Below are 22,340 nucleotides of genomic sequence, written 5' to 3' on the forward strand. Positions count from 1 at the left end.
TGTCGAAAACCGCGTAACTCGTTGAATCTCAAGGAGTTTTCCGTTTCGACTGCGCCGGAAGTGGGGCGAATTATAGACTTCCAGAATCTGCCGTCAACCCCTAATTTGCTTTTACTATGAATAAACCTGAAAACACCCCAAAAGGGGTGTTTTCAGGCCTCTTATATAGAAGGGATCAGATGCTCTCTATATAGAAGAGCGCATTCACACCACGCCCGAGGCTCGCAAGGCATCCACGGACTCGAGCTCAAGCCCCAGCACTCGCTGCAGAACCTGGGCGGTATGCTCTCCTAATAGAGGAGGCGCATGACGGTACTCGACCGGCGTCTCGGAGAGACGGATCGGACTCGCTACCTGAGGCACCAACCCCGCCAACGCATGAGGCAGCTCGATCGCCAACCCGCGTGCTTTGACCTGCGGGTCCTCGAACATCTGCGCCAGGTCGTTGATAGGGCCGCAAGGCACCCCCGCCTGCTCCAACTGGGCAACCCACTCAGCGGTGGTCTTGAACACCGTGGCCTGACGGATCAATGGAATCAGCACCGCCCGATTGGCAACCCGCAGCTTATTAGTCGCAAAGCGCGGATCGTCCGCCCACTGCGGCTGGCCCGCCACCTCGGCAAACTTGCGGAACTGCCCGTCATTCCCCACGGTAAGGATGAAATCGCCATCCGCCGTGGGAAAGTCCTGATAAGGCACGATATTCGGGTGAGCATTACCCAGGCGCTTGGGGGCGACTCCGGTGGTCAGGTAGTTCATCGCCTGGTTGGCCAGGCACGCAACCTGCACATCCAGCAACGCCATATCAATGTGCTGCCCACCGCCGTCATGCTGCCGGTGCGCCAATGCGGCAAGAATCGCCACAGTCGAGTACAACCCCGTCAGGATATCCGTCAATGCCACGCCGACCTTCACCGGCCCGGCGCCCTCATCCCCCTCGGGACGCCCGGTCAGGCTCATCAGCCCGCCCAATCCCTGGATCATGAAGTCGTAGCCGGCACGCTTGGCATAAGGCCCGGTCTGGCCGAAGCCGGTAATGGAGCAATAGATCAGGTTAGGGTTGAGCGCCTTCAGCGACTGATAGTCCAACCCATAGGCCGCCAGACCGCCAACCTTGAAGTTCTCGATCAGAATGTCGGACTTGGCCGCCAACTCGCGCACCAGGCGCTGACCTTCCGGCCGAGTGAAGTCGATAGTCACCGATTGCTTGTTGCGGTTGGCCGACAGGTAATAGGCAGCCTCCGTAGTGTTCTCGCCATAAGCGTCCTTGAGGAAAGGCGGCCCCCAGGCGCGCGTATCGTCACCATTACCCGGACGCTCGACCTTGATCACCTCGGCCCCCAGGTCCGCCAGGATCTGACCGGCCCAAGGCCCGGCCAGCACTCGCGACAAGTCCAGCACCCGCAAATGAGATAACGCGCCCATGGTCGTTCTCCTATCAGTAGAACGCCTGGATGCCGGTCTGCGCGCGCCCCAGGATCAGCGCATGGACGTCATGGGTCCCTTCGTAGGTGTTCACCACTTCCAGGTTGACCAGGTGACGGGCGATGCCGAACTCGTCGGAGATGCCGTTACCGCCCAGCATGTCGCGGGCCATGCGAGCGATGTCCAGCGACTTGCCGCAGGAGTTGCGCTTCATGATCGAGGTGATTTCCACCGCCGCCGTACCTTCATCCTTCATCCGGCCCAGACGCAGGCAGCCTTGAAGGGCGAGGGTGATCTCGGTCTGCATGTCCGCCAGTTTTTTCTGGATCAGTTGGGTAGCCGCCAGCGGGCGGCCGAATTGCTGACGGTCCAACGTGTATTGGCGAGCGGTGTGCCAGCAGAACTCGGCCGCACCCAGGGCGCCCCAGGAAATACCGTAGCGGGCAGAGTTCAGGCAGGTGAACGGACCTTTCAGACCCCGTACATCCGGGAAGATGTTCTCTTCCGGCACAAAGACGTTGTCCATGACGATTTCGCCGGTGATGGAAGCGCGCAGCCCGACCTTACCGTGAATCGCCGGAGCACTCAGACCTTTCCAACCTTTCTCCAGTACGAAGCCGCGGATATCCCCAGCATCGTCCTTGGCCCAGACCACGAACACGTCAGCAATCGGGCTGTTGGTGATCCACATCTTGCTACCAGTCAGGCTGTAACCGCCATCGACCTTACGAGCACGGGAAATCATCGCGCCCGGGTCGGAGCCATGGTTAGGCTCGGTCAGACCAAAGCAGCCGATCCACTCGCCAGAGGCCAGCTTCGGCAAATACTTCTGCTTCTGGGCCTCGGTACCAAATTCATTGATCGGCACCATCACCAGGGAGGACTGCACGCTCATCATCGAGCGGTAGCCGGAATCCACACGCTCCACTTCGCGGGCAATCAAGCCGTAGCAGACATAGTTCAGACCGCTGCCACCGTACTGCTCGGGGATGGTGGCACCCAGCAGGCCAACTTCGCCCATTTCGCGGAAGATCGCCGGGTCGGTCTTTTCATGACGGAAAGCTTCGAGCACACGCGGCGCCAGCTTGCCTTGAGCGAATTGCTCGGCACTGTCGCGCACCATGCGCTCCTCTTCAGTGAGCTGTTGATCCAGCAGAAGGGGATCGATCCAGTTGAAGCTTGCTTTACCGCCCATAAGTGAGTCCTCGTGAAGTAGGTCAACGTTCGTGGACTGATCCTAGGCCGGCTTTGCGGGCGCAGCAAACGAGGATTTCGCATACTGTTGTGCTAATTTCTCACTCCGTAACAGCCGCAAGCGGCTTTTAGCGATTCCATTAGTGAGATTGCCGTACATGCGCAGAAAGATCCCCAGCACTGCCGCCCTCATCAGCTTCGAAGCCGCCGCACGTCACGAGAGCTTTACCAAGGCGGCGCAGGAGCTTTCGCTGACACAAGGTGCAATTTGCCGACAGATCGCCAGCCTGGAAGAGTTTCTCGGGGTCGAGCTGTTCCGCCGGTCCCGACGCGGCGTCAAGCTAACCGAAGCCGGGCTCTCCTACAGCCGCCGCGTGGCGACTCAACTGGACGCGGTGGAACGCGACACGCTGTCCGTCATGGGCCAGCAGGGCGCCAACGTCATCGAGCTGGCGGTGGTCCCGACCTTTGGCACCCAATGGCTGCTGCCCCGACTCAAGGATTTTCAGCAGCGACACCCGGAAGTCACGGTCAACCTGACCAACCGCACCCGGCCTTTCCTGTTCGCCGATACCGACTTCGACGCCGCGATTTACTTTGGCGATGCCGACTGGTCGGGCACCCAATCCCATCGCCTGATGGGAGAAAACCCTATGCCGGTATGCAGCCCCGCAACCCTGGGCAACCGCACCCGGCTAAGCGCCGAAGAAATCGCCGAGTTGCCGCTGCTGCAACAGACCACGCGCCCCTATGCCTGGCGGCAATGGTTCAACTCACAGCACCTGAATATCCCGCGAGACATGACAGGCCCGCGTTACGAACTATTCTCCATGCTGGCGCAGGCCGCCATGCACGACATGGGCATCGCCCTGATCCCGCCATTCCTTATTCAACGGGAGCTGAGGGAAAAGCGCCTGGTGATCGCCAACCCCGAAGCACTAGCGAGCATCAAGGCGTATTACCTGATGATTCCCGAGCGCAAGGTGGAATCAGCGTCTTTACGGGCTTTTCGCGATTGGCTGGTGGAGCAGGCACAAAGCTACAGCCTTGAGAAATAGCGGGGCAGGGCAGCAAGCTGACTTAGTAGTCAGGAAAAATCAAACACTACAGATATAACTAAATGTCGCATTTAGGCAGGCTGTATCGATAAGCGGAACAACCGTCCTATAAGTGCCTAACCACGCGGCTTGTAGGGCTTTTTGAGGGCCATAAACGCCCATTCACATGAGCAATGTGAAAAATGTTTTATTTTCCGTCGAAATCCTTACAAGGCACGGCTTACAAGGGATTGAGCCCTACCCTTGCGACATTCGGTCACGGGGTGACTTGTAGTTAATTTTCCGTCACCCCTCATAATCCCTTGAAGGGCGTAATGTTCGCCTGCAAAATGCCGCGCCCCGCCTTGATTCTGGCGGGATCGTGCTGATCGGCCGCCCCAGCTGCACCATCCGTAGTGCGCTGGCCTTCTAAAAAAGATCGAAAGCAATAAGATCACGCAGGAGATTTGACGTGCACATTGGTGTTCCTCTCGAGACCCAAACGGGTGAAACACGGGTTGCAGCAACCCCGGAAACCATCAAGAAACTGATCGGCCAGGGTCATAAAGTCACTGTGCAGAGCGGCGCCGGCATCAACGCCAGTGTTGTCGACAGTGCCTATGAAGCGGCAGGTGCAACCATTGGCAGCGCCAACGATGCATTCGGCGCGGAGCTGATTCTCAAGGTCGTGGCTCCCAGCGACAGCGAACTGGCCCTGATCAAGAGTGGCACCGTCCTGGTGGGCATGCTCAATCCGTTCAGCAATGAAACCATTGCCAAGATGGCCGAGCGCGGCATCACCGCCTTCGCCCTGGAAGCAGCGCCGCGTACCTCGCGGGCTCAGAGCCTGGATGTGCTGTCCTCGCAAGCCAACATCGCCGGTTACAAGGCGGTGCTGTTGGCTGCCCACTATTACCCGCGCTTCATGCCGATGCTGATGACCGCCGCGGGCACCGTGAAAGCCGCTCGCGTACTGATTCTCGGTGCCGGCGTTGCCGGCCTGCAGGCCATCGCCACCGCCAAGCGCCTGGGCGCCGTGATCGAGGCCTCGGACGTCCGTCCGGCGGTCAAGGAACAGATCGAATCCCTGGGGGCCAAGTTCGTCGACGTGCCTTACGAGACCGATGAGGAGCGTGAATGCGCCGTCGGTGTCGGTGGCTACGCACGCCCGATGCCTGCCAGCTGGATGCAGCGCCAGGCCCAGGCCGTGCACGAACGCGCCAAGCAGGCCGACATCGTGATCACCACCGCCCTGATTCCAGGCCGCAAGGCGCCAGTACTGCTGAGCGCCGAAACCGTGGCCCAGATGAAGCCGGGATCGGTGGTCGTCGACCTCGCCGCGGCCCAGGGCGGCAACTGCCCGCTGACCGTGGCGGATCAGGTGGTGGTCGAGAATGGCGTGACCATCGTCGGCCCGACCAACCTGGCCGGCGCTGTCGCTGCCGACGCCTCGGCGCTGTACGCCCGCAACCTGCTGGACTTCCTGAAGCTCGTCTTCACCAAAGAAGGTCAGTTCGAGGTCAACCTAGAAGACGACATCGTCGCCGCGTGCCTGATGTGCCGCGACAGCCAAGTCATCCGTAAAAACGCCTAAGCAGGGATTCAGACGATGGAAGAGCTTATCTCCCCCGGTATCTACAACCTGATCATCTTCGTGCTGGCGATTTATGTCGGTTATCACGTGGTCTGGAACGTTACACCCGCACTGCACACGCCGCTGATGGCGGTGACCAACGCCATTTCGGCGATCGTGATCGTCGGCGCCATGCTGGCCGCCACCCTGACCGTGACGCCGCTGGGCAAGACCATGGGCACGCTGGCCGTGGCCTTGGCCGCGGTCAACGTATTCGGCGGTTTTCTGGTAACCCGCCGCATGCTTGAGATGTTCAAGAAAAAAGCCCCGAAAGCCGTGAAAGAAGAGGCGCCCAAGTAATGAGCATGAATCTGGTAACGACGCTCTACCTGATCGCGTCGATCTGCTTTATCCAGGCCCTCAAAGGCCTGTCGCACCCGACCTCCTCGCGCCGCGGCAACCTGTTCGGCATGCTCGGCATGGCCCTGGCGATCGTCACCACCGTCGGCCTGGTATTCAAGCTCGGCGCGGAGCTGGCGACCGTTGGCATCGGCTACGTGATCGTCGGCCTGCTGATCGGCGGCACCGCCGGTTCGATCATGGCCAAGCGCGTGGAAATGACCAAGATGCCGGAGCTGGTGGCCTTCATGCACAGCATGATCGGTCTGGCTGCGGTGTTCATTGCCATCGCCGCCGTGGTCGAGCCGCAGTCCCTGGGCATCGTCAAGCAACTGGGTGATGCAATTCCGGCCGGTAACCGCCTGGAGCTGTTCCTCGGTGCGGCCATCGGTGCCATCACCTTCTCCGGTTCGGTGATCGCCTTCGGCAAGCTGTCGGGCAAGTACAAGTTCCGCCTGTTCCAGGGCGCACCGGTACAGTTCGGCGGCCAACACAAGCTGAACCTGGTTCTCGGCCTGGCGACCCTGGGCCTGGGCGTGACCTTCATGCTCACCGGCAACCTCGGCGCCTTCGCCCTGATGCTGGTCCTGGCCTTCGTGCTGGGCGTGCTGATCATCATCCCGATCGGCGGTGCCGACATGCCGGTGGTGGTGTCGATGCTCAACAGCTACTCGGGCTGGGCAGCGGCGGGGATCGGCTTCTCGCTGAACAACTCGATGCTGATCATCGCCGGCTCCCTGGTGGGCTCGTCCGGTGCGATCCTGTCGTACATCATGTGCAAGGCGATGAACCGTTCGTTCTTCAACGTACTGCTTGGCGGCTTCGGCAACACTGCCGACGCTGGCGGCCCGGCGGGCGCGCAAGAGGCCCGCCCGGTGAAGTCCGGCTCGGCCGACGACGCCACCTTCCTGCTGACCAACGCCGACACCGTGATCATCGTTCCGGGTTACGGCCTGGCAGTCGCCCGGGCACAGCACGCACTGAAGGAGCTGACCGAGAAACTGGTACACCGCGGCGTGACCGTGAAGTACGCGATCCACCCGGTAGCAGGGCGCATGCCCGGCCACATGAACGTGCTGCTGGCCGAGGCCGAAGTGCCGTACGACCAGGTGTTCGAAATGGAAGACATCAACTCCGAGTTCGGCCAGGCCGACGTGGTGCTGGTGCTCGGCGCCAACGACGTGGTCAACCCGGCGGCGAAGAACGATCCGAAATCGCCGATCGCCGGCATGCCGATTCTCGAAGCGTTCAAGGCCAAGACCGTCATCGTCAACAAGCGTTCGATGGCCAGCGGCTATGCCGGCCTGGACAACGAACTGTTCTATCTGGACAAGACCATGATGGTGTTCGGCGACGCCAAGAAAGTCATCGAAGACATGGTCAAAGCCGTCGAATAAAACCTGCTCCAGCGCAACACCCAAGACCTCAGCCTTTAGTAGGCTGGGGTTTTTTATTTCCCGCACAAACCCGACAAAAGGCTCTAAATCGCGGCCTTTCATTCGACCTTGGTAGCGGGACGAATTTTTTTGAAATCACTAGACTGCGCATCTTGCTTCCGCTGCCCGAGATAACAATCCATGTACCGTGATCGTATCCGCTTGCCTTCGTTGTTGGATAAGGTGATGAGCGCCGCCGACGCTGCCGCTCTGATTCAGGACGGCATGACCGTCGGCATGAGCGGTTTCACCCGCGCCGGCGAAGCCAAGGCCGTGCCCCATGCGTTGGCCGAGCGCGCCAAGGTAACCCCACTGAAAATCAGCCTGATGACCGGCGCCAGCCTGGGCAATGACCTCGACAAGCAACTCACCGAGGCCGGTGTCCTGGCTCGACGCATGCCGTTCCAGGTCGACAGCACCCTGCGCAAGGCGATCAATGCCGGCGAGGTGATGTTCATCGACCAGCACCTGTCGGAAACCGTGGAACAGTTGCGCAACCAGCAGCTCAAGCTGCCGGACATCGCCGTCATCGAAGCCGTGGCGATCACCGAGCAGGGCCATATCGTGCCGACCACCTCGGTGGGCAACTCCGCCAGTTTCGCAATCTTCGCCAAGCACGTGATCGTCGAGATCAACCTGGCGCACAACCCGAACCTGGAAGGCCTGCACGACATCTATATCCCGACCTACCGGCCGACCCGCACGCCCATCCCGCTGGTGAAGGTCGACGACCGTATCGGCAGCACCGCCATCCCGATCCCGGCGGAGAAGATCGTCGCTATCGTCATCACCAACCAGGCGGACTCGCCATCCACCGTCTCGCCCCCTGACAGCGAAACCCAGGGCATCGCCAATCACCTGATCAACTTCTTCAAGCAGGAAGTGGACGCTGGCCGCATGAGCAACAAGCTCGGCCCGCTGCAGGCAGGCATCGGCAATATCGCCAACGCGGTGATGTGCGGCCTGATCGAATCGCCGTTCGAAGATCTGACCATGTACTCCGAAGTGCTGCAGGACTCGACTTTCGACCTGATCGACGCCGGAAAGCTGAGCTTCGCCTCAGGCAGCTCGATCACCCTGTCGAGCCGCCGCAACGCCGATGTGTTCGGCAACCTGGAGCGCTACAAGGACAAGCTGGTACTGCGCCCGCAGGAGATCTCCAACCACCCGGAAGTGGTGCGTCGCCTGGGCATCATCGGCATCAACACCGCCCTGGAGTTCGACATCTACGGCAACGTCAACTCCACCCACGTCTGCGGCACGCGGATGATGAACGGCATCGGTGGTTCGGGTGACTTCGCGCGCAACGCGCACCTGGCGATCTTCGTCACCAAGTCCATTGCCAAAGGCGGGGCGATTTCCAGCGTGGTGCCGATGGTCAGTCACGTCGACCACACCGAGCACGACGTCGACATCCTGGTGACCGAGATCGGCCTGGCCGACCTGCGTGGTCTGGCGCCACGGGAGCGGGCACGGGTAATCATCGACAACTGTGTACACCCGGACTATCGCCAGGCGCTGAATGACTACTTCACCGCCGCCTGCGCCCTGGGCGGTCACACGCCGCACATCCTGCGCGATGCCCTGCGCTGGCACATGAACCTGGAAGAAACCGGGCGCATGCTCGCTGTGTGATGGGTACAGTCGATGGCTGACGCAAGCACAGTTGCGTCAGCTCATCGATAACCCTTAAACACTTGTCAAAAACTGTACTGCTGTACCGGTCTTTTACCCCCTCAAAACCCTACCTTTTTCAAGAAAACATCCGGAATCGCACCTAAATGGTGCCGACAGGTACAGTTGCATCATTTCCGAACAGTACAGCACCTATAAACAGTTAACTGGTCCCTCACAATACAGATGAACTGTATCTAGAGAGACTGGCGCGAGAGGAGGATCATGGGCACCAGTTAAACCACTACCTAATCCCGCCACAAGCGGAAGGATGCACACCATGGAACGTACACTCAGTTCCGAACTGTTCTTCGAAGACAAAGCTGCAAAAACCCAGGCTTCCCTGCCTCTGCGCGTTCTCGCCAACCTGATGCTGTGGCAGCGCCGCATCTCCAGCCGCCACCAACTGGCTCGCCTGGATTCGCGTCTGCTGGCTGACGCAGGTATCAGCGAAGCTCAACGCTACGAAGAGCTGAGCAAGCCGTTCTGGCGCTAAGTTAGCGTCGCTGGCTCTGACCCATCGGGTCCACCGCCAGCACCCCGAATTGAAAAAACAAAACCCGTCGCGGGCAACCGCGACGGGTTTTGTCGTTTAAGGCCTGACAATGCCGGAAGCCGCCGGTACAGAAAGGGCATGGCCCGACAGATACAGTTTAAATATAAATTAAACTGAACCAGTACAATTTCATGCCGGTGTATCTGTATGCGTGCCTGCATGAATAGCAACATGGTGTCCCAAGTCCCTGACTTCGGCCTGCCGAAAGGACCGCACCATGAACCACATACCAGGACGTATCGCACCTCTCAGCTTTTCCCATCCTCAGATAAGCGTGTGGAAACGCTTGTACCGCGCCTTGTACCAGATGCAGCAGAACGCCCGAACACGTCGGGTGCTGGCGGGGCTCAACGATCAGCAATTATCCGATGTAGGTATCAGCCACAGCGATCGCATGGCCGAACTGGATAAGCCCTTCTGGCGCTAGTTCGCACCAGGACAGCAGAAGAGGGCTATTCGAACAGATGGGGTGGGCCTAATATCCGGTAGCGTGTAGCGATTTTCCTGAAGGGGCGTCTGATTCATCTGCCCCACAGTGACTACCTGGTGCCCACTCAGCACCACCCTATCTGTTATCAAGGAGTTTACCTATGTCCCGTCTTCGCCTGCTCAGCGCTGCTGCCTTGCTGGCCTTGGCCTCCAACGCCCACGCCTCCAGCTTTATCGTTACCACCGATGCGGTAGTTGGCGCACTCAAGGCCACTTCCGATGCGACTTCCGACGTCACATCCTCGTTCCGTGACAACAAAATCGTGCGCGCCGCTCGTGACGACGCCGCCAGTTTTGTCGCTACCGAAGGCGCCATTCGCGGTGTGAAGCTGGAAAGCGCGTTTGACCACATCCGCCAGCAGTTGCCACAACTGAGCGCTACTGACGCCCAGCTCGCTCAGGCCATCCTGACGATCTGACTTCCGCTCCGGTGACGGGTGCGCCAACGCACCCGAAACCCTGGGCGCTGGCTCTCGCCCGGGCATTGCGCTAGCCTTGCCGCTGGTTTTTCAGCTGTCGAGACTCATGCGTTTTTTCAGATCCTTGCTTACCGTCCCTTCGTTGATTGCCCTGTGTTGGACTGGCTCGGCCGCTGCTTTTGACCTGAGCACGCAAGGCCTGGTCATCACGGGCTACGCCACCAGCAAAGTGACCTCCGCGCCTTTCGACAACAAACGCGTACTGGCGGCCCAGGATGATGCCGCGGCGTTCATTGCCACTGACGGCCACCTGCGCGGAGCCCGGCTGGAATCAGCCCTGAAATACCTGCGTAAAACCCAGCCACAACTTCATGTCGGCGACCTTGAACTGGCGCAGGCAATTCTCGTCCAATAACTATCCCTGTCATCCCGGAGTCGTTCCATGCGTAGCCCGCTGATTGCTGCCACCCTTGGCCTGTTGCTGTTGGCTGATGTGGCCCAGGCGCAAACCCTGGTAGCCACCAGTAACATCATCGTTCGAGCCTTTGGTCGTACCATCGATTTCACCTCGGACACCACCACCTCCATCCGCGACTCGAAAATCGTACGTGCCGCCCATGACGACGCCGCCAGCTTCGTCGCCAGCGACGGCGATATTCGTGGCGCCCAACTGGAAGCCGCCTTCGATACCTTGCGTAACCGTGTGCCGCAAGCCCGCGGCGCCAGTGATCAGGTGCTCGCCGAAGCCATCCTCGCACTGTGAGGCCGCTCGCCGCCTGGCTGCTGGGCGCAGCGCTGTTACTCCTGGGCAACAGCGCTCAGGCCGGTCTGCAACTGCGGCTCAAGACCGAAGGCTTGAGCCCGGAGCAGCAGCACGCCAGCCAGGTGCTGCTGGATGAAGCGATGCAAGCGCTGCCGCCGCGCTTCATCGAACAACTGGACCGTCGCATCGATGTCGGCTGGACCGACGACATGCCTCACAACGCCTACGGCCAGGCATCGTTGGTCGACGAACTCGACCTGAATCGCAAACTGCTGGCCAGCCTCACCGACGGCAGCGCGGCCACCCAGAAAACCCATCGTCCCCATGGCACCGTGCGCCGGGAAATGCTCGCCACCGTGCTGCATGAACTCACCCATATTTATGACCGTTCGCGCCTGTGGTCGGGTGCCGAACGCACGCTGATCCAGCGCTGCAGTCGCCAGAACAGCGCCTCGGGCCTGATCGGGCTGCCGGACCAGTGCCGCGGCCAGACCGCGCGCCGCTTCACCCTCAGCGACGACCCGCGCCTGCTCGACCTCGCCGGCTGGCCGCAATACGTCGGCCGCCGCGGCGAACGCGAGCAGTACAACCGCCAGGTCGCTCGCAGCCCGGATATCTACGAAACGACCAACCCCAAAGAGTTCGTCGCGGTGAACATGGAGTACTTCCTCCTGGACCCGAGCTACGCCTGCCGCCGACCGGCACTGTACCGTTATTACCAGGAACACTTCGGCTGGGCGCCGAAGGCCAAGGACACCTGCGCCCAGTCCTTCGCCTTCCTCAACGCCGGCAACGACTTCGCCAAGCAGCCGCTAGGCAAGGTCGACCCGGAGCGGGTCTATGCCGTGGATTACCTGCTGGCCGAAGCCAACCAGAACTGGGTCAGCCGCTGGGGGCACAGCATGTTGCGCCTGGTGATCTGCGCACCTGGCCGGCCGCGCGGGCCGGATTGCCGACTGGACCTCGAGCAGCACCTGGTGCTGTCCTACCGCGCCTTTGTCGGTGACGTGCAGCTGTCGAGCTGGGACGGCCTGGTCGGCAAATACCCGTCCCGCCTGTTTATCCTGCCATTGGCCCAGGTCATCGATGAATACACCAAGACCGAGCTGCGCAGCCTGGCTTCGGTGCCGCTGAACCTGTCGCGCAACGAGATCGAAGAAGTGGTCGAGCGTGCCGCCGAGATGCACTGGAGCTACGACGGCAACTATTACTTCCTGTCCAACAACTGCGCCGTGGAAAGCCTGAAGCTGCTGCGCAGCGGCAGCAACAATGCCCAGCTCACCGGGCTCGACAGCATCATGCCCAACGGCCTGCTGGAAGTGCTCAAGGGCCGCGGCCTGGCCGACACCAGCGTATTGGACGATCCTCGCGAAGCCTTGCGCCTGGGGTATCGCTTCGACTCCTTCCGCGACCGCTACCAGGCGATGTTCGAGGTGTTGAAAAAGCACCTGCCGATCAAACAGAACAGCGTCGAAGACTGGCTGTCCCTGAGTGCCGCGCAGCGTCGCCAGTGGTTCGACCAGGCGGACCTGCGCACCAGCGCCGCCTTGCTGCTGCTCGAACAGGCGAGCTTCCGGCGCCAGTTGCTGCTGGCCCAGGATGAGGTCAAGCAGCGTTATCTGGGGGCTCGCGAGCTGCAGAACGGCGGCATGGACAAGGCCAACAAGACTCTGCAGGAAATCCTCGCCAACAGTGGCTTCCTCAGTCGCCCGGCCGAACTGCTCGGTAGCAGCGGTTATGGCTTGCCGCAGCCGAGCGAATGGCAACGCCTGGAAGCGGAAAGCAGCCTGCGCCAGAAACAGCTGCAAGCCCTGACCGGCGATCTGGACAAGGAGGTGCGCGCATTGCTGGAGCCGAGCCGCGCTGCCGAAATCGCCGCCAACGAGGCCAACCTGAAACAGCTCGGCGAACATCTGCGGGCCCTGCACAAAGCCGCGGGCGGGCTGGAACTGCCCTGACGTCAAAAGCTTCGCAGGCAAGCCTCGCTCCTACGAGAATGCGCAGGAACGAGGCTTGCCCGCGAAGCGATCCCACAACCTTACAACGTCTCCTCGGCCTCTCCCGGCAACTGCTCATCCAGGTGCAGCCAGGGCAAACGGCTGTCGGTCCAGATATGCCGCTCGGCCGGCGCCAGCTCCGGATGGTCCAGGGTGGCGATGGTCACATCGATGCTGTCTGGGCTCAATTGGGTGACCAGCGCCAGATGCGCCCCGCAGTTCGAGCAGAAATACCGCGCACAACCGGGCGAAGAGTCGTAGCGGGCTGGCGTCCCGGCCAGCCATTGGAAAGCCTGGCGGGGCAGGGTGATCCAGGTAGTCACCAGGCCGCCGCTGACCCGTCGGCAGATCGAACAATGGCAATGGGCAATATCGCGCAGCGGCCCGCTGAACTGATAACGCAGCTGGCCGCAGTGGCAACCGCCGGTGTGCAACAGGCTCATACGAGGACCTCCCATCGAATGGCAGCGGAAAACTCCGTCAGCAGGCCGATCTGGTTGTTTTTTAACCGCACGTCGGCTTGCGACGCATCTGATCATTGCTTTCTACAACGAAAGGTAGCTGAAAGCTTCCGCGATTAGGATCGCCTCCACTGCCGGCAACAGACCGGTTGGCCAATGGGCGTTTTTGCGCCTCCAGGCCCAATTAACAACAACAATGGTGATTCTGATGTCCGTTCGTACCCGCCTTTTCGTCCCGCTTCCTCCAGCCCGTCCCGCGCTTCCCGTTCTGCGCTGACCCCATCCGGTTCGCCATTCCCTAGCCGCGCTACGCCTGGAGTATTCCCATGCTGACTTTCCTTGGCTTCGCCATGGTCATCACCTTCATGTTCCTGATCATGACCAAGCGCCTGTCCGCGCTGATCGCCCTGATCATCGTTCCAATCCTGTTCGCGCTGTTCGGCGGCTTTGCCCCGAAGATCGGCCCGATGATGCTCGAAGGCATCACCAAGCTGGCACCGACCGGCGTGATGCTGATGTTCGCCATCCTGTATTTCGCCTTGATGATCGACTCCGGCCTGTTCGACCCGGCCGTGCGCAAGATCCTCAAGCTGGTCAAGGGTGACCCGCTCAAAGTCTCGGTCGGTACCGCCGTGCTCGCGCTGGTGGTGTCTCTGGACGGCGACGGCGCCACCACCTACATGATCTGCGTGGCGGCCATGCTGCCGCTGTACAGCCGCATCGGCATGAGCCCGCGGATCATGGCCGGCCTGATCATCCTGGCCGGCGGTGTGATGAACATGACTCCCTGGGGTGGCCCGACCGCCCGTGCCGCCAGTGCGCTGCATGTCGACCCGTCGGACATCTTCGTGCCGATGATCCCGGCGATGCTGGCCGGCGTGGTGGCAATCCTGGCGATCGCCTACATGTACGGTAAGCGCGAACGTGCGCGCCTGGGCGAACTGCACCTGCAGGGCGACGAGATCGACCACAGCGAAATCAGCGTTTCGCAGTTCCCGGATGCTCGTCGTCCGAAGCTGATCTGGTTCAACGGCGCCCTGACCTTCGCCCTGATGTGCGCACTGATCGCCGGCCTGTTGCCGCTGCCTGTGCTGTTCATGGTGGCCTTCAGTATCGCGATGATCGTCAACTACCCGTGCCTGCAACAGCAGAAGGATCGCGTCGCGGCCCATGCCGGCAGCGTGCTGGCGGTGGTCGGGCTGATCTTCGCCGCCGGTATCTTCACCGGCATCCTGTCCGGTACCGGCATGGTCGATGCCATGTCCAAGAGCCTGCTGGCGGTGATTCCGGATGCACTGGGCCCGTACCTGGCGGTGATCACCGCGCTGGTGAGCATGCCGTTCACCTTCTTCATGTCCAACGACGCCTTCTATTACGGTGTGTTGCCAGTCCTCGCCGAGGCCGCCAGTCACTACGGCATCACCGCGGTGGAAATGGCACGTGCCTCGATCGTCGGCCAACCCGTCCACTTGCTGAGCCCGCTGGTACCATCCACCTACCTGCTGGTAGCCCTGGCCGGTATCGAGTTCGGCGATCACCAGCGCTTCACCCTCAAGTGGGCAGTGCTGGTTTGCCTGTGCATAATGTTCGCCGCCTTGCTGATGGGGATTTTTCCGCTGTTCAGCACTCTATAAAAAGCAATTGACTCACCGCGCCGGCCGCTAGACTTCGTTCTCGGAAATCTCGACTGGCGCGGTACAACACTCGCTCAAAGGAATACACATGGAATGGCTGACCAACCCGGAAATCTGGGTTGCCTTCTTTACCCTGACCGCCCTGGAAATCGTCCTGGGTATCGATAACATCATCATGATCTCGATCCTGGTCAGCCGCATGCCCAAGCACATGCAGGCACGGACCCGGATTTTCGGTCTGGCGCTGGCCATGATCACGCGGATCCTCCTGTTGCTGTCGATCACCTGGGTCATGCGCCTGACCGCCGACCTGTTCGTGGTCTTCGGCCAGGGTATTTCCGGGCGTGACCTGATCCTGTTCTTCGGTGGCCTGTTCCTGCTCTGGAAGAGCTCCCAGGAGATGTACCACGCCCTGGAAGGCGAGGACGAAACCGCGGAAGAGCCAGGCGGCAAGGGCGGCAACTTCCTCTACACCATCATCCAGATCGCGATCATCGACATCGTGTTCTCCCTGGACTCGGTGATCACCGCCGTCGGCATGGTCTCCCATGTACCGGTCATGGTCGCGGCGATCATCGTCGCGGTGCTGGTGATGATGCTGGCTTCGGGCACCATCAGCGAGTTCATCGACAAGCACCCGTCGCTGAAAATGCTGGCGCTGTCGTTCCTGCTGGTGGTCGGTACCGTACTGATCGCCGAGGCGTTCGAAGTGCACGTGCCAAAAGGCTACGTCTACTTCGCCATGGCCTTCTCGCTGGCGGTGGAGGCGATCAACATCAAGATGCGCACTGCCATCGCGAAAAAGAAAAAGCAGCAGGAGCCGGTGAAACTGCGTAAGGACATCCCGGGTCAATAACCCGAGAGCGCAGCAGGAAAAGGGGCTTTCGAGCCCCTTTTTCACGCCCGCGAAAAGACGTTTTTTTCATGACAGTTTTGTTTCAATCGCCGCATCAGCTATGCGATGCTGGCGCACAGACCGTTAGCCAACTACAGCTTAAGTACAGAACGTAGAACAACGCGCGGCACCGTTAACTTGCCCCTCTGGGGCGCTATTCACCACAGGGGGCCGTTATGCTCACCCTGCTCAATTTGCTGTCCGCCGTGGCCTTGCTGATCTGGGGCACGCATATCGTCCGCACCGGCATCCTGCGGGTCTATGGCTCGAACCTGCGCCACCTGATCGGCCAGAACATGGCCAAGCGTCCGTTGGCTTTCATCGCCGGGATCCTGGTCACCGCCATGGTCCAGAGCAGCAACGCCACGGCGATGCTGGTCACCTCGTTCGTCGGCCAGGGGCTGATGGCCCTGACACCCGCCCTGGCGACCATGCTCGGCGCCGACGTCGGCACCGCGCTGATGGCCCGGGTGCTGACCTTCGACCTGTCCTGGCTGTCGCCGCTGCTGATCTTTCTCGGGGTGATCTTCTTCCTGTCGCGCAAACAGACCCGCGCCGGCCAGCTCGGGCGGGTAGGGATCGGCCTGGGGCTGATCATCCTGGCCCTGCAATTGATCGTCGAGGCCGCCGCGCCCATCACCCATGCCCAGGGCGTGAAAGTCCTGTTCGCCTCGCTGACCGGCGACATCCTGCTCGACGCCTTGATGGGCGCGTTGTTCGCCATGATTTCCTACTCCAGCCTGGCGGCCGTGCTGCTCACCGCGACCCTGGCCGGAGCCGGCGTGATCAGCCTGCCGGTGGCCATCGGCCTGGTGATCGGCGCCAACATCGGCAGCGGGGTGCTGGCCTTTCTCAGCACCAACATGCAGAACGCCGCCGGCCGCCAGGTGGCGCTGGGCAGCCTGCTGTACAAGCTGATCGGCCTGGTGCTGATCATTCCGGTGCTCGACCCGCTCGCCCACTGGATGGACAGCCTGGACTTCAGCCCGCAAGAAGTGGTGATCGGTTTCCACTTGCTCTACAACACCCTGCGTTGCCTGGTACTGCTACCGACGGTCGGGCCGATGGCCAAGGTCTGCACCTGGTTGCTGCCGGAACGCCCGGAAACCAATGGCCGGGCCAAGCCTCGCCACCTCGATCCGACCGCCCTGGCCACCCCCAGCCTGGCCCTGGCCAACGCGGCGCGGGAAACCCTGCGCATCGGCGACCTGGTCGAAACCATGCTCGAAGCCGTGCGCGATGTGCTGCACGGCAAGCAGACCGCGATCACCCAGGAAATGCGCAACCTCAACGACGATGTCGAAGTGCTCTATAACGCGATCAAACTCTACCTGGCGCAGATGCCCCGGGAAGACCTGGGCGAACAGGACAGCCGGCGCTGGGCCGAGATCATCGAACTGGCGATCAACCTGAAACTGGCCAGCGACCTGATCGAACGCATGTTGCGCAAGGTCCAGCAGCAGAAGACCGCGCAGCGTCGCTCCTTTTCCGAAGTCGGCCTGGAAGAACTGGCCGGCCTGCATGAACAGTTGATCGCCAACCTGCGCCTGGGGCTTTCGGTATTTCTCAGCGCCGATCCGGAAAGTGCCCGGCAGCTGCTGCGGGAAAAGCGCCGCTTTCGCGCTCAGGAACGTCGCCTGGCCCATGCCCATGTCAGCCGTCTGCAACGTAAAATCGTCCAGAGCATCGAGACCAGCTCGCTGCATCTGGAACTGATCGCCGATATGAAGCGCTTGAATTCGCTGTTCTGCGGCAGCGCCTACGTGGTGCTGGGTTCCTCCGAAACTGGCGCGCTCGCCGTGGACGATATGGCTGACATCACCCATTCACCCTGAACGTCCACAGTTACCCGAAGTCTGTAGAACTTACGCCCGTCGTAAGGAAGCCCGTTATGCGTTGCCTGTTATTCGCCTGTCTGCTGCTCGGATCAGCCCATTCGTTTGCCCTGGATCGCTTCCAGGTCGAGGGCTACATGCTGCCCAACGGCCTGCAGTTGCTGCTCAAGCCGGGCAACGTGCGCGGTCACGTGGCGATTCGCCTGGTGGTCGGGGTAGGGCTGGACGACTTCGGCTGCGCCGACAAGGAACTGCCGCATGTGCTCGAACATCTGCTATTCAGCGGCATCGACGCCAGCGGCGAGGGTGGGCTGGAGGAACGCATGCAAGCCCTGGGCGGCGAGTGGAATGCCTACACCAGCAATGCCGACACCACGTTCGTCATCGAGGCTCCGGCGAAAAACCAGCGCAAGGTGCTGGACCTGCTGCTGGCCCTCTTGACCCGTACCGAGCTCGACGACAACGCATTGCAAACGGCGAAACGGGTGGTCGAGCGCGAGGACGGCGGGCATTACTCGCACCTGCAACGCTGGCTGGACCGCCAGGACCTGGGCCACACCGCCAGCAATCAGCTGGCGGTGGAGCTGGGCCTGAAGTGCGCCGAACGGGCCGAGGTCGATCAACTGACCCTGGAACAGCTGGAGCAGCTGCGCAAGAACTGGTACGCGCCGAACAACATGACCCTGATCGTCGTCGGCGACCTTGATCGCCTGCTGCCGGCCTACCTGGAACGCAGCTACGGGGCGCTGGAACCGGTGGAGCCCAGCGAGCACCAGGGCCTGCCGGACATTCAACAAACGGCCGCCGCCGAGCGCAGCCTGATCCACGGCTGGGTCGGCGACAGCGCCAAGCTGCACTGGCTGTTCCCCGAGCCGACCCTCGACCGGCAGCACGATGAAACCTTCGATCTGCTCAAGGATTACCTGGACTGGGCGCTGTATCAGAAACTGCGCCTGCAGCATGAGCTGTCCTACGGGCCGAACAGCGAACGCGAGGTGTTCGGCGGCGTCGGCTTTCTCAGCCTGAATGCCGACCTGGAGCGCGCGGACGTGTCCCAGGCCCGGCAAGCGATCGACGAGCTCAAGGCGCAGTTGCTCAAGGACGGCCTGGAGCCGGCGACCTTCGCCCGTCTGCAACAGGCCGCCATTGCTCGCCAGGCCTGGGCGGTACAGGGCAATAGCGCCCTGGCGGACTACTACTGGGGCGCCTTGAGCGACTACGCGGACGGGCGTTTCAGCGATCCGGCCAAGCGCCTGCAAGCCGTCAGCCTGAAGCAGGCCAACCAGGCCATGCGCCAACTGCTGGAACAGCCCGGCTACCTGCGGATCGAAAAACCGCTGCTGAGCTATGCGGCCTTGAGCGGGCTGATCCTCGGCGCACTGCTATTGATTGTTCTGGCGCTGTTCGGCGGGCGGGCTTATCGCAAACGAATCCGTGCCTGATGCGTCTTTTGTCATGCTAAACCGTTATTCTGTCGGGGATTTTTTCTAGTGTGATCGCCGAATGCCAAACCTGACTCATTACATGCAGCGCATCCTGGAACTGATGAAGCGCTACCCAGGGGTCATTGCGCTCGGCGGTTTCATTTCCGGTGTCGGCAGTTTCATCCTGGTGGACCGCCAACAGGGCCTGGCCACCTGGATCGCCGTGATCATGCTGGTGAGCTGGATCTGGCTGATGCTGGAAAACAGCCTGACCCAGCTGTTCACCAAGATCTTCAAGCGGGAAATCCCCCAGCCGCTGCTGCGTTACGCAACGCAGATGATTCACCAGGAAAGCCTGTTTTTCGTCCTGCCGTTCTTCTTCATCACCACTGCCTGGAACAGCGGGCAGCTGGTATTTACCGGCCTGCTGGGCGCCTCGGCGCTGGTCTCGATCATCGACCCGCTGTACTACAAATGGCTGGCCCCACGCCGCTGGCTGTTCCTCGCCCTGCACACCCTGACGCTGTTCGCCGCCTTGCTGACCGCGCTGCCGATCATCCTGCACCTGACCACCGCGCAGAGCTTCAAGCTGGCCCTGGGCATCGCCATGCTGCTGTCGTTCCCCAGCCTCGCGTCGATCTTCCCGATCCGCAACCTGCGCGGCGCGCTGATGCTGCTGGGCATGACCCTGGCCATCGGCGGCACTGGCTGGCTGCTGCGCTCCTGGGTTCCGCCGGCGACCTTGTGGATCGCCGAGGAAGCCATCAGCACCCAGTTGCAGGACCGCACCCCCGGCGCCAGCCTCAAGGAGGTCAGCGCCAACGACGTGCGCAGCGCCGGGCTGTATGCCTACACCGCGATCAATGCGCCGCGTGGGCTGGACGAGCGTATTTATCACGTCTGGCAATTCAACGGTAAAGAGGTCGACCGGGTGGCCCTGGACATCCACGGCGGGCGCAAGGAGGGCTACCGCGCCTGGTCGCACAAGCAGAACTTCCCCGGTGATCCGACCGGCAGCTGGCAGGTCCGGGTGCTGACCGAAGACGGGCAGGTGATCGGCGTGCTGCGCTTCAAGATCACCGGCACCAACGGGCAAGACTCAGCACCTTAGTACAAGGCAAAGTCGTCTCGATCGTGGTATTACGTAGCACTGCGTAAAAACCATGCAAGCACGGAGCTTATGACTCAGAGCACGACGGCCGGCAGTGCCCAACTGGATACGTCGAGTTCCCCCTCGCGGTTGCGAGTCGCGGGGGACTGGACGCTCGTCCATTACACCGAGCTCAAGCACCTCTGCGAAAAGCTCACCGGACAGTACGACACCAGCACTCACATCGACCTCAACGGTCTCGGCGCCCTGGATACCGCGGGCGCCTCGCTGTTGGTCGAGCTGCTGGGCTCCGAGCGTCTCGGCCAGTCCACCGAACACCCCGATTGCACCTTGTCTTCGGCCGACCGCGCGCTGCTGCAGACCGTCTACTGCTCGCTGACCGACTTCTGCGTACCGCTCAAGGAGCCGGAAATATCGGTCGGCATCCAGTTGCTGACCCGGATCGGCAAGGCGGTCGACGCCATCTGGCAGGACAGCCTGAAGCTGCTGGGCTTCGTCGGCCTGATCCTCGAAACCCTGGCCCGCGGCCTGCTGCGCCCCAAGCGCTGGCGCATCACGCCGATGGTCGCGCATATCGAGCAGACCGGCCTCGACGCCGCGCCCATCGTCGCCTTGCTGACCTTTCTGGTGGGCGCCGTGGTGGCCTTCCTCGGCGCCACGGTGCTGCAGAGTTTCGGCGCCAGCATCTTTACCGTGGACCTGGTGGCGTTCTCCTTCCTGCGTGAGTTCGGTGTGCTGCTCACCGCGATCCTCATGGCCGGGCGGACCGCGAGCGCCTTCACCGCGCAGATCGGCTCGATGAAGGCCAACGAGGAAATCGACGCCATCCGCACCCTGGGCCTGGACCCGATGGAGCTGCTGGTGCTGCCCCGGGTCCTGGCGCTGCTGGTGGCGCTGCCGATGCTGACCTTCCTGGCGATGCTCTCGGGGATTGTCGGCGGCGGGGTGGTCTGTGCGCTGTCACTGGATATCTCGCCGGCGATGTTCCTCGCCTTGCTGCAATCGGACATCGGCGTGCAGCACTTCCTGGTGGGCATGGTCAAGGCGCCGATCTTCGCCTTCCTGATCGCCGCCATCGGCTGCCTGGAAGGTTTCAAGGTCAGCGGCAGCGCCGAATCCGTGGGCGCCCACACCACCTCCAGCGTGGTGCAATCGATCTTCGTGGTGATCGTCCTCGATGCCGTCGCCGCGCTGTTCTTCATGGAGATGGGCTGGTGAACCGTTCAACCCGTCCGCCCGCCGAGGCGGTGATCGAAGTCCGTGGCCTGTGCAATCGCTTCGGCCCGCAGAGCGTGCACGAAAACCTCGACCTGGACCTGTACAAGGGCGAGATCCTCGCGGTGGTCGGCGGTTCGGGCAGCGGCAAGTCGGTGCTGCTGCGCAGCATCATCGGCCTGCGCCAGCCCAGCGCAGGTTCGGTGCGGGTCTTCGGCCAGAACCTGCCGAGCCTGGCGGAACATGAGCGCTCGCTGATCGAACGGCGCTTCGGCGTGCTGTTCCAGAAGGGCGCGCTGTTCTCGTCGCTGACCGTGACCGAAAACGTCGCCCTGCCGCTGATCGAGCATGCCGGCCTGAGCCGCGCCGATGCCGAGCACCTGGCGGCGGTGAAACTGGCGCTGGCCGGGTTGCCGTTGTCGGCGGCCGACAAATACCCGGCCTCGCTGTCCGGCGGCATGATCAAGCGCGCCGCCCTGGCCCGGGCGCTGGCCCTGGACCCGGACATCCTGTTTCTCGACGAACCCACCGCCGGCCTCGACCCGATCGGCGCCGCGGCTTTCGACCAATTGATCCTGACCCTGCGTGACGCCCTGGGCCTGAGCGTGTTCCTGGTTACCCATGACCTGGACACGCTGTACACCATCACCGACCGGGTGGCGGTGCTGGCACAGAAAAAGGTGCTGGTGGCGGATGCCATCGACCAGGTCGCCGAGACCGACGACGCCTGGATTCACGAATACTTCCATGGCCCTCGCGGCCGCGCGGCGTATCAGGCCGCTACACAGCTCAACGAGGTATGA

21 protein-coding genes are annotated in these 22,340 nt (G+C 61.8%); 18 read left to right on the top strand and 3 right to left on the bottom strand.

Translation table 11 applies throughout. The annotated features are described in order from the left end of the window. Positions 1–204 precede the first annotated feature (204 nt). Together AC07VU_RS03775 and AC07VU_RS03780 are read right to left on the bottom strand one after the other, a co-directional pair. Complete coding sequence (locus AC07VU_RS03775; protein ID WP_102678778.1) at positions 205–1,425, bottom strand: CaiB/BaiF CoA transferase family protein; 1,221 nt, start codon at positions 1,423–1,425, stop codon at positions 205–207. A gap of 13 nt (positions 1,426–1,438) precedes the next feature. After that, positions 1,439–2,620, bottom strand: coding sequence for an acyl-CoA dehydrogenase (locus AC07VU_RS03780; protein WP_007924234.1), 1,182 nt, complete (start codon positions 2,618–2,620; stop codon positions 1,439–1,441). A gap of 157 nt (positions 2,621–2,777) precedes the next feature. On the opposite strand from AC07VU_RS03780, the gene AC07VU_RS03785 reads away from it, so the two are divergent. The 11 genes from AC07VU_RS03785 (at position 2,778) to AC07VU_RS03835 (ending at position 12,923) form a co-directional block, all read left to right on the top strand. Continuing rightward, positions 2,778–3,677, top strand: coding sequence for a LysR family transcriptional regulator (locus tag AC07VU_RS03785; RefSeq protein WP_009046306.1), 900 nt, complete (start codon positions 2,778–2,780; stop codon positions 3,675–3,677). A 451-nt stretch (positions 3,678–4,128) separates the two neighbouring features. Then, complete coding sequence (locus AC07VU_RS03790) at positions 4,129–5,250, top strand: Re/Si-specific NAD(P)(+) transhydrogenase subunit alpha (protein WP_274305161.1); 1,122 nt, start codon at positions 4,129–4,131, stop codon at positions 5,248–5,250. A 15-nt stretch (positions 5,251–5,265) separates the two neighbouring features. Continuing rightward, entirely contained in the window at positions 5,266–5,589 is a 324-nt protein-coding gene (locus AC07VU_RS03795) for an NAD(P) transhydrogenase subunit alpha part 2 (RefSeq protein WP_495029537.1), read from the top strand. Further along, positions 5,589–7,025: an NAD(P)(+) transhydrogenase (Re/Si-specific) subunit beta gene (locus AC07VU_RS03800; protein ID WP_053263268.1), complete on the top strand. Its 1,437-nt coding sequence runs from the start codon at positions 5,589–5,591 to the stop codon at positions 7,023–7,025. Before AC07VU_RS03795 ends, AC07VU_RS03800 begins: the two co-directional genes overlap by 1 nt. Positions 7,026–7,205: 180 nt before the next feature. Beyond that, positions 7,206–8,699 carry a succinyl-CoA:acetate CoA-transferase ScpC gene (gene scpC, locus AC07VU_RS03805; RefSeq protein WP_457275345.1) on the top strand — a complete coding sequence of 498 codons (1,494 nt, stop codon included), beginning with the start codon at positions 7,206–7,208 and terminating at the stop codon, positions 8,697–8,699. Positions 8,700–9,018: 319 nt separating this feature from the next. Continuing rightward, entirely contained in the window at positions 9,019–9,234 is a 216-nt protein-coding gene (locus AC07VU_RS03810) for a DUF1127 domain-containing protein (protein WP_007924247.1), read from the top strand. Between the two features lie 277 nt (positions 9,235–9,511). Further along, positions 9,512–9,721, top strand: coding sequence for a DUF1127 domain-containing protein (locus tag AC07VU_RS03815; protein WP_274305159.1), 210 nt, complete (start codon positions 9,512–9,514; stop codon positions 9,719–9,721). A gap of 163 nt (positions 9,722–9,884) precedes the next feature. After that, on the top strand, positions 9,885–10,202 hold the full coding sequence (locus AC07VU_RS03820) for a DUF2388 domain-containing protein (protein WP_007924251.1): 318 nt from the start codon (positions 9,885–9,887) through the stop codon (positions 10,200–10,202). A 106-nt stretch (positions 10,203–10,308) separates the two neighbouring features. Then, a complete protein-coding gene (locus AC07VU_RS03825; protein WP_274305158.1) occupies positions 10,309–10,617 on the top strand; it encodes a DUF2388 domain-containing protein in 309 nt (102 codons plus the stop codon). 27 nt (positions 10,618–10,644) lie between these two features. Next, entirely contained in the window at positions 10,645–10,965 is a 321-nt protein-coding gene (locus tag AC07VU_RS03830) for a DUF2388 domain-containing protein (protein WP_007924254.1), read from the top strand. Continuing rightward, positions 10,962–12,923, top strand: a complete 1,962-nt coding sequence (locus tag AC07VU_RS03835; protein ID WP_457275343.1) for a DUF7844 domain-containing protein — start codon at positions 10,962–10,964, stop codon at positions 12,921–12,923. The genes AC07VU_RS03830 and AC07VU_RS03835 overlap by 4 nt, the downstream gene beginning before the upstream one ends. 80 nt (positions 12,924–13,003) lie before the next feature. Here AC07VU_RS03835 and AC07VU_RS03840 read toward each other — a convergent pair whose 3' ends face one another. Then, positions 13,004–13,405 carry a GFA family protein gene (locus AC07VU_RS03840; RefSeq protein WP_495029538.1) on the bottom strand — a complete coding sequence of 134 codons (402 nt, stop codon included), beginning with the start codon at positions 13,403–13,405 and terminating at the stop codon, positions 13,004–13,006. A gap of 344 nt (positions 13,406–13,749) precedes the next feature. On the opposite strand from AC07VU_RS03840, the gene AC07VU_RS03845 reads away from it, so the two are divergent. The 7 genes from AC07VU_RS03845 (at position 13,750) to AC07VU_RS03875 (ending at position 22,340) form a co-directional block, all read left to right on the top strand. Further along, positions 13,750–15,057, top strand: coding sequence for a CitMHS family transporter (locus AC07VU_RS03845; protein WP_007924260.1), 1,308 nt, complete (start codon positions 13,750–13,752; stop codon positions 15,055–15,057). 88 nt (positions 15,058–15,145) lie between these two features. Then, complete coding sequence (locus AC07VU_RS03850; RefSeq protein ID WP_495029539.1) at positions 15,146–15,913, top strand: TerC family protein; 768 nt, start codon at positions 15,146–15,148, stop codon at positions 15,911–15,913. Between the two features lie 215 nt (positions 15,914–16,128). Beyond that, on the top strand, positions 16,129–17,787 hold the full coding sequence (locus AC07VU_RS03855; protein WP_009041545.1) for a Na/Pi cotransporter family protein: 1,659 nt from the start codon (positions 16,129–16,131) through the stop codon (positions 17,785–17,787). Between the two features lie 56 nt (positions 17,788–17,843). Beyond that, positions 17,844–19,229 (top strand): M16 family metallopeptidase, encoded by a 1,386-nt coding sequence (locus tag AC07VU_RS03860; RefSeq protein WP_495029540.1) that lies wholly within the window; start codon positions 17,844–17,846, stop codon positions 19,227–19,229. Positions 19,230–19,290: 61 nt separating this feature from the next. After that, the gene (locus AC07VU_RS03865) at positions 19,291–20,322 is read left to right on the top strand and encodes a DUF5924 family protein (RefSeq protein ID WP_007924268.1); all 1,032 of its coding nucleotides are present in this window, start codon (positions 19,291–19,293) and stop codon (positions 20,320–20,322) included. Positions 20,323–20,391: 69 nt separating this feature from the next. Next, positions 20,392–21,540, top strand: coding sequence for an ABC transporter permease (locus tag AC07VU_RS03870; RefSeq protein ID WP_114761148.1), 1,149 nt, complete (start codon positions 20,392–20,394; stop codon positions 21,538–21,540). Further along, complete coding sequence (locus tag AC07VU_RS03875) at positions 21,537–22,340, top strand: ABC transporter ATP-binding protein (RefSeq protein ID WP_009041542.1); 804 nt, start codon at positions 21,537–21,539, stop codon at positions 22,338–22,340. Before AC07VU_RS03870 ends, AC07VU_RS03875 begins: the two co-directional genes overlap by 4 nt.

Source organism: Pseudomonas sp. GW821-FHT02B10, from assembly GCF_059421865.1.

What these genes read in the sequence shown, in the direction of transcription:
- AC07VU_RS03780 (WP_007924234.1), bottom strand. Translation starts at nt 2,620, where the DNA reads ATGGGCGGTAAAGCAAGCTTCAACTGGATCGATCCCCTTCTGCTGGAT.
- AC07VU_RS03825 (WP_274305158.1), top strand. Translation starts at nt 10,309, where the DNA reads ATGCGTTTTTTCAGATCCTTGCTTACCGTCCCTTCGTTGATTGCCCTG.
- AC07VU_RS03785 (WP_009046306.1), top strand. Translation starts at nt 2,778, where the DNA reads ATGCGCAGAAAGATCCCCAGCACTGCCGCCCTCATCAGCTTCGAAGCC.
- AC07VU_RS03810 (WP_007924247.1), top strand. Translation starts at nt 9,019, where the DNA reads ATGGAACGTACACTCAGTTCCGAACTGTTCTTCGAAGACAAAGCTGCA.
- AC07VU_RS03845 (WP_007924260.1), top strand. Translation starts at nt 13,750, where the DNA reads ATGCTGACTTTCCTTGGCTTCGCCATGGTCATCACCTTCATGTTCCTG.
- AC07VU_RS03775 (WP_102678778.1), bottom strand. Translation starts at nt 1,425, where the DNA reads ATGGGCGCGTTATCTCATTTGCGGGTGCTGGACTTGTCGCGAGTGCTG.
- AC07VU_RS03795 (WP_495029537.1), top strand. Translation starts at nt 5,266, where the DNA reads ATGGAAGAGCTTATCTCCCCCGGTATCTACAACCTGATCATCTTCGTG.
- AC07VU_RS03855 (WP_009041545.1), top strand. Translation starts at nt 16,129, where the DNA reads ATGCTCACCCTGCTCAATTTGCTGTCCGCCGTGGCCTTGCTGATCTGG.
- AC07VU_RS03830 (WP_007924254.1), top strand. Translation starts at nt 10,645, where the DNA reads ATGCGTAGCCCGCTGATTGCTGCCACCCTTGGCCTGTTGCTGTTGGCT.
- scpC (WP_457275345.1), top strand. Translation starts at nt 7,206, where the DNA reads ATGTACCGTGATCGTATCCGCTTGCCTTCGTTGTTGGATAAGGTGATG.
- AC07VU_RS03865 (WP_007924268.1), top strand. Translation starts at nt 19,291, where the DNA reads ATGCCAAACCTGACTCATTACATGCAGCGCATCCTGGAACTGATGAAG.
- AC07VU_RS03840 (WP_495029538.1), bottom strand. Translation starts at nt 13,405, where the DNA reads ATGAGCCTGTTGCACACCGGCGGTTGCCACTGCGGCCAGCTGCGTTAT.
- AC07VU_RS03800 (WP_053263268.1), top strand. Translation starts at nt 5,589, where the DNA reads ATGAGCATGAATCTGGTAACGACGCTCTACCTGATCGCGTCGATCTGC.
- AC07VU_RS03870 (WP_114761148.1), top strand. Translation starts at nt 20,392, where the DNA reads ATGACTCAGAGCACGACGGCCGGCAGTGCCCAACTGGATACGTCGAGT.
- AC07VU_RS03860 (WP_495029540.1), top strand. Translation starts at nt 17,844, where the DNA reads ATGCGTTGCCTGTTATTCGCCTGTCTGCTGCTCGGATCAGCCCATTCG.
- AC07VU_RS03815 (WP_274305159.1), top strand. Translation starts at nt 9,512, where the DNA reads ATGAACCACATACCAGGACGTATCGCACCTCTCAGCTTTTCCCATCCT.
- AC07VU_RS03850 (WP_495029539.1), top strand. Translation starts at nt 15,146, where the DNA reads ATGGAATGGCTGACCAACCCGGAAATCTGGGTTGCCTTCTTTACCCTG.
- AC07VU_RS03820 (WP_007924251.1), top strand. Translation starts at nt 9,885, where the DNA reads ATGTCCCGTCTTCGCCTGCTCAGCGCTGCTGCCTTGCTGGCCTTGGCC.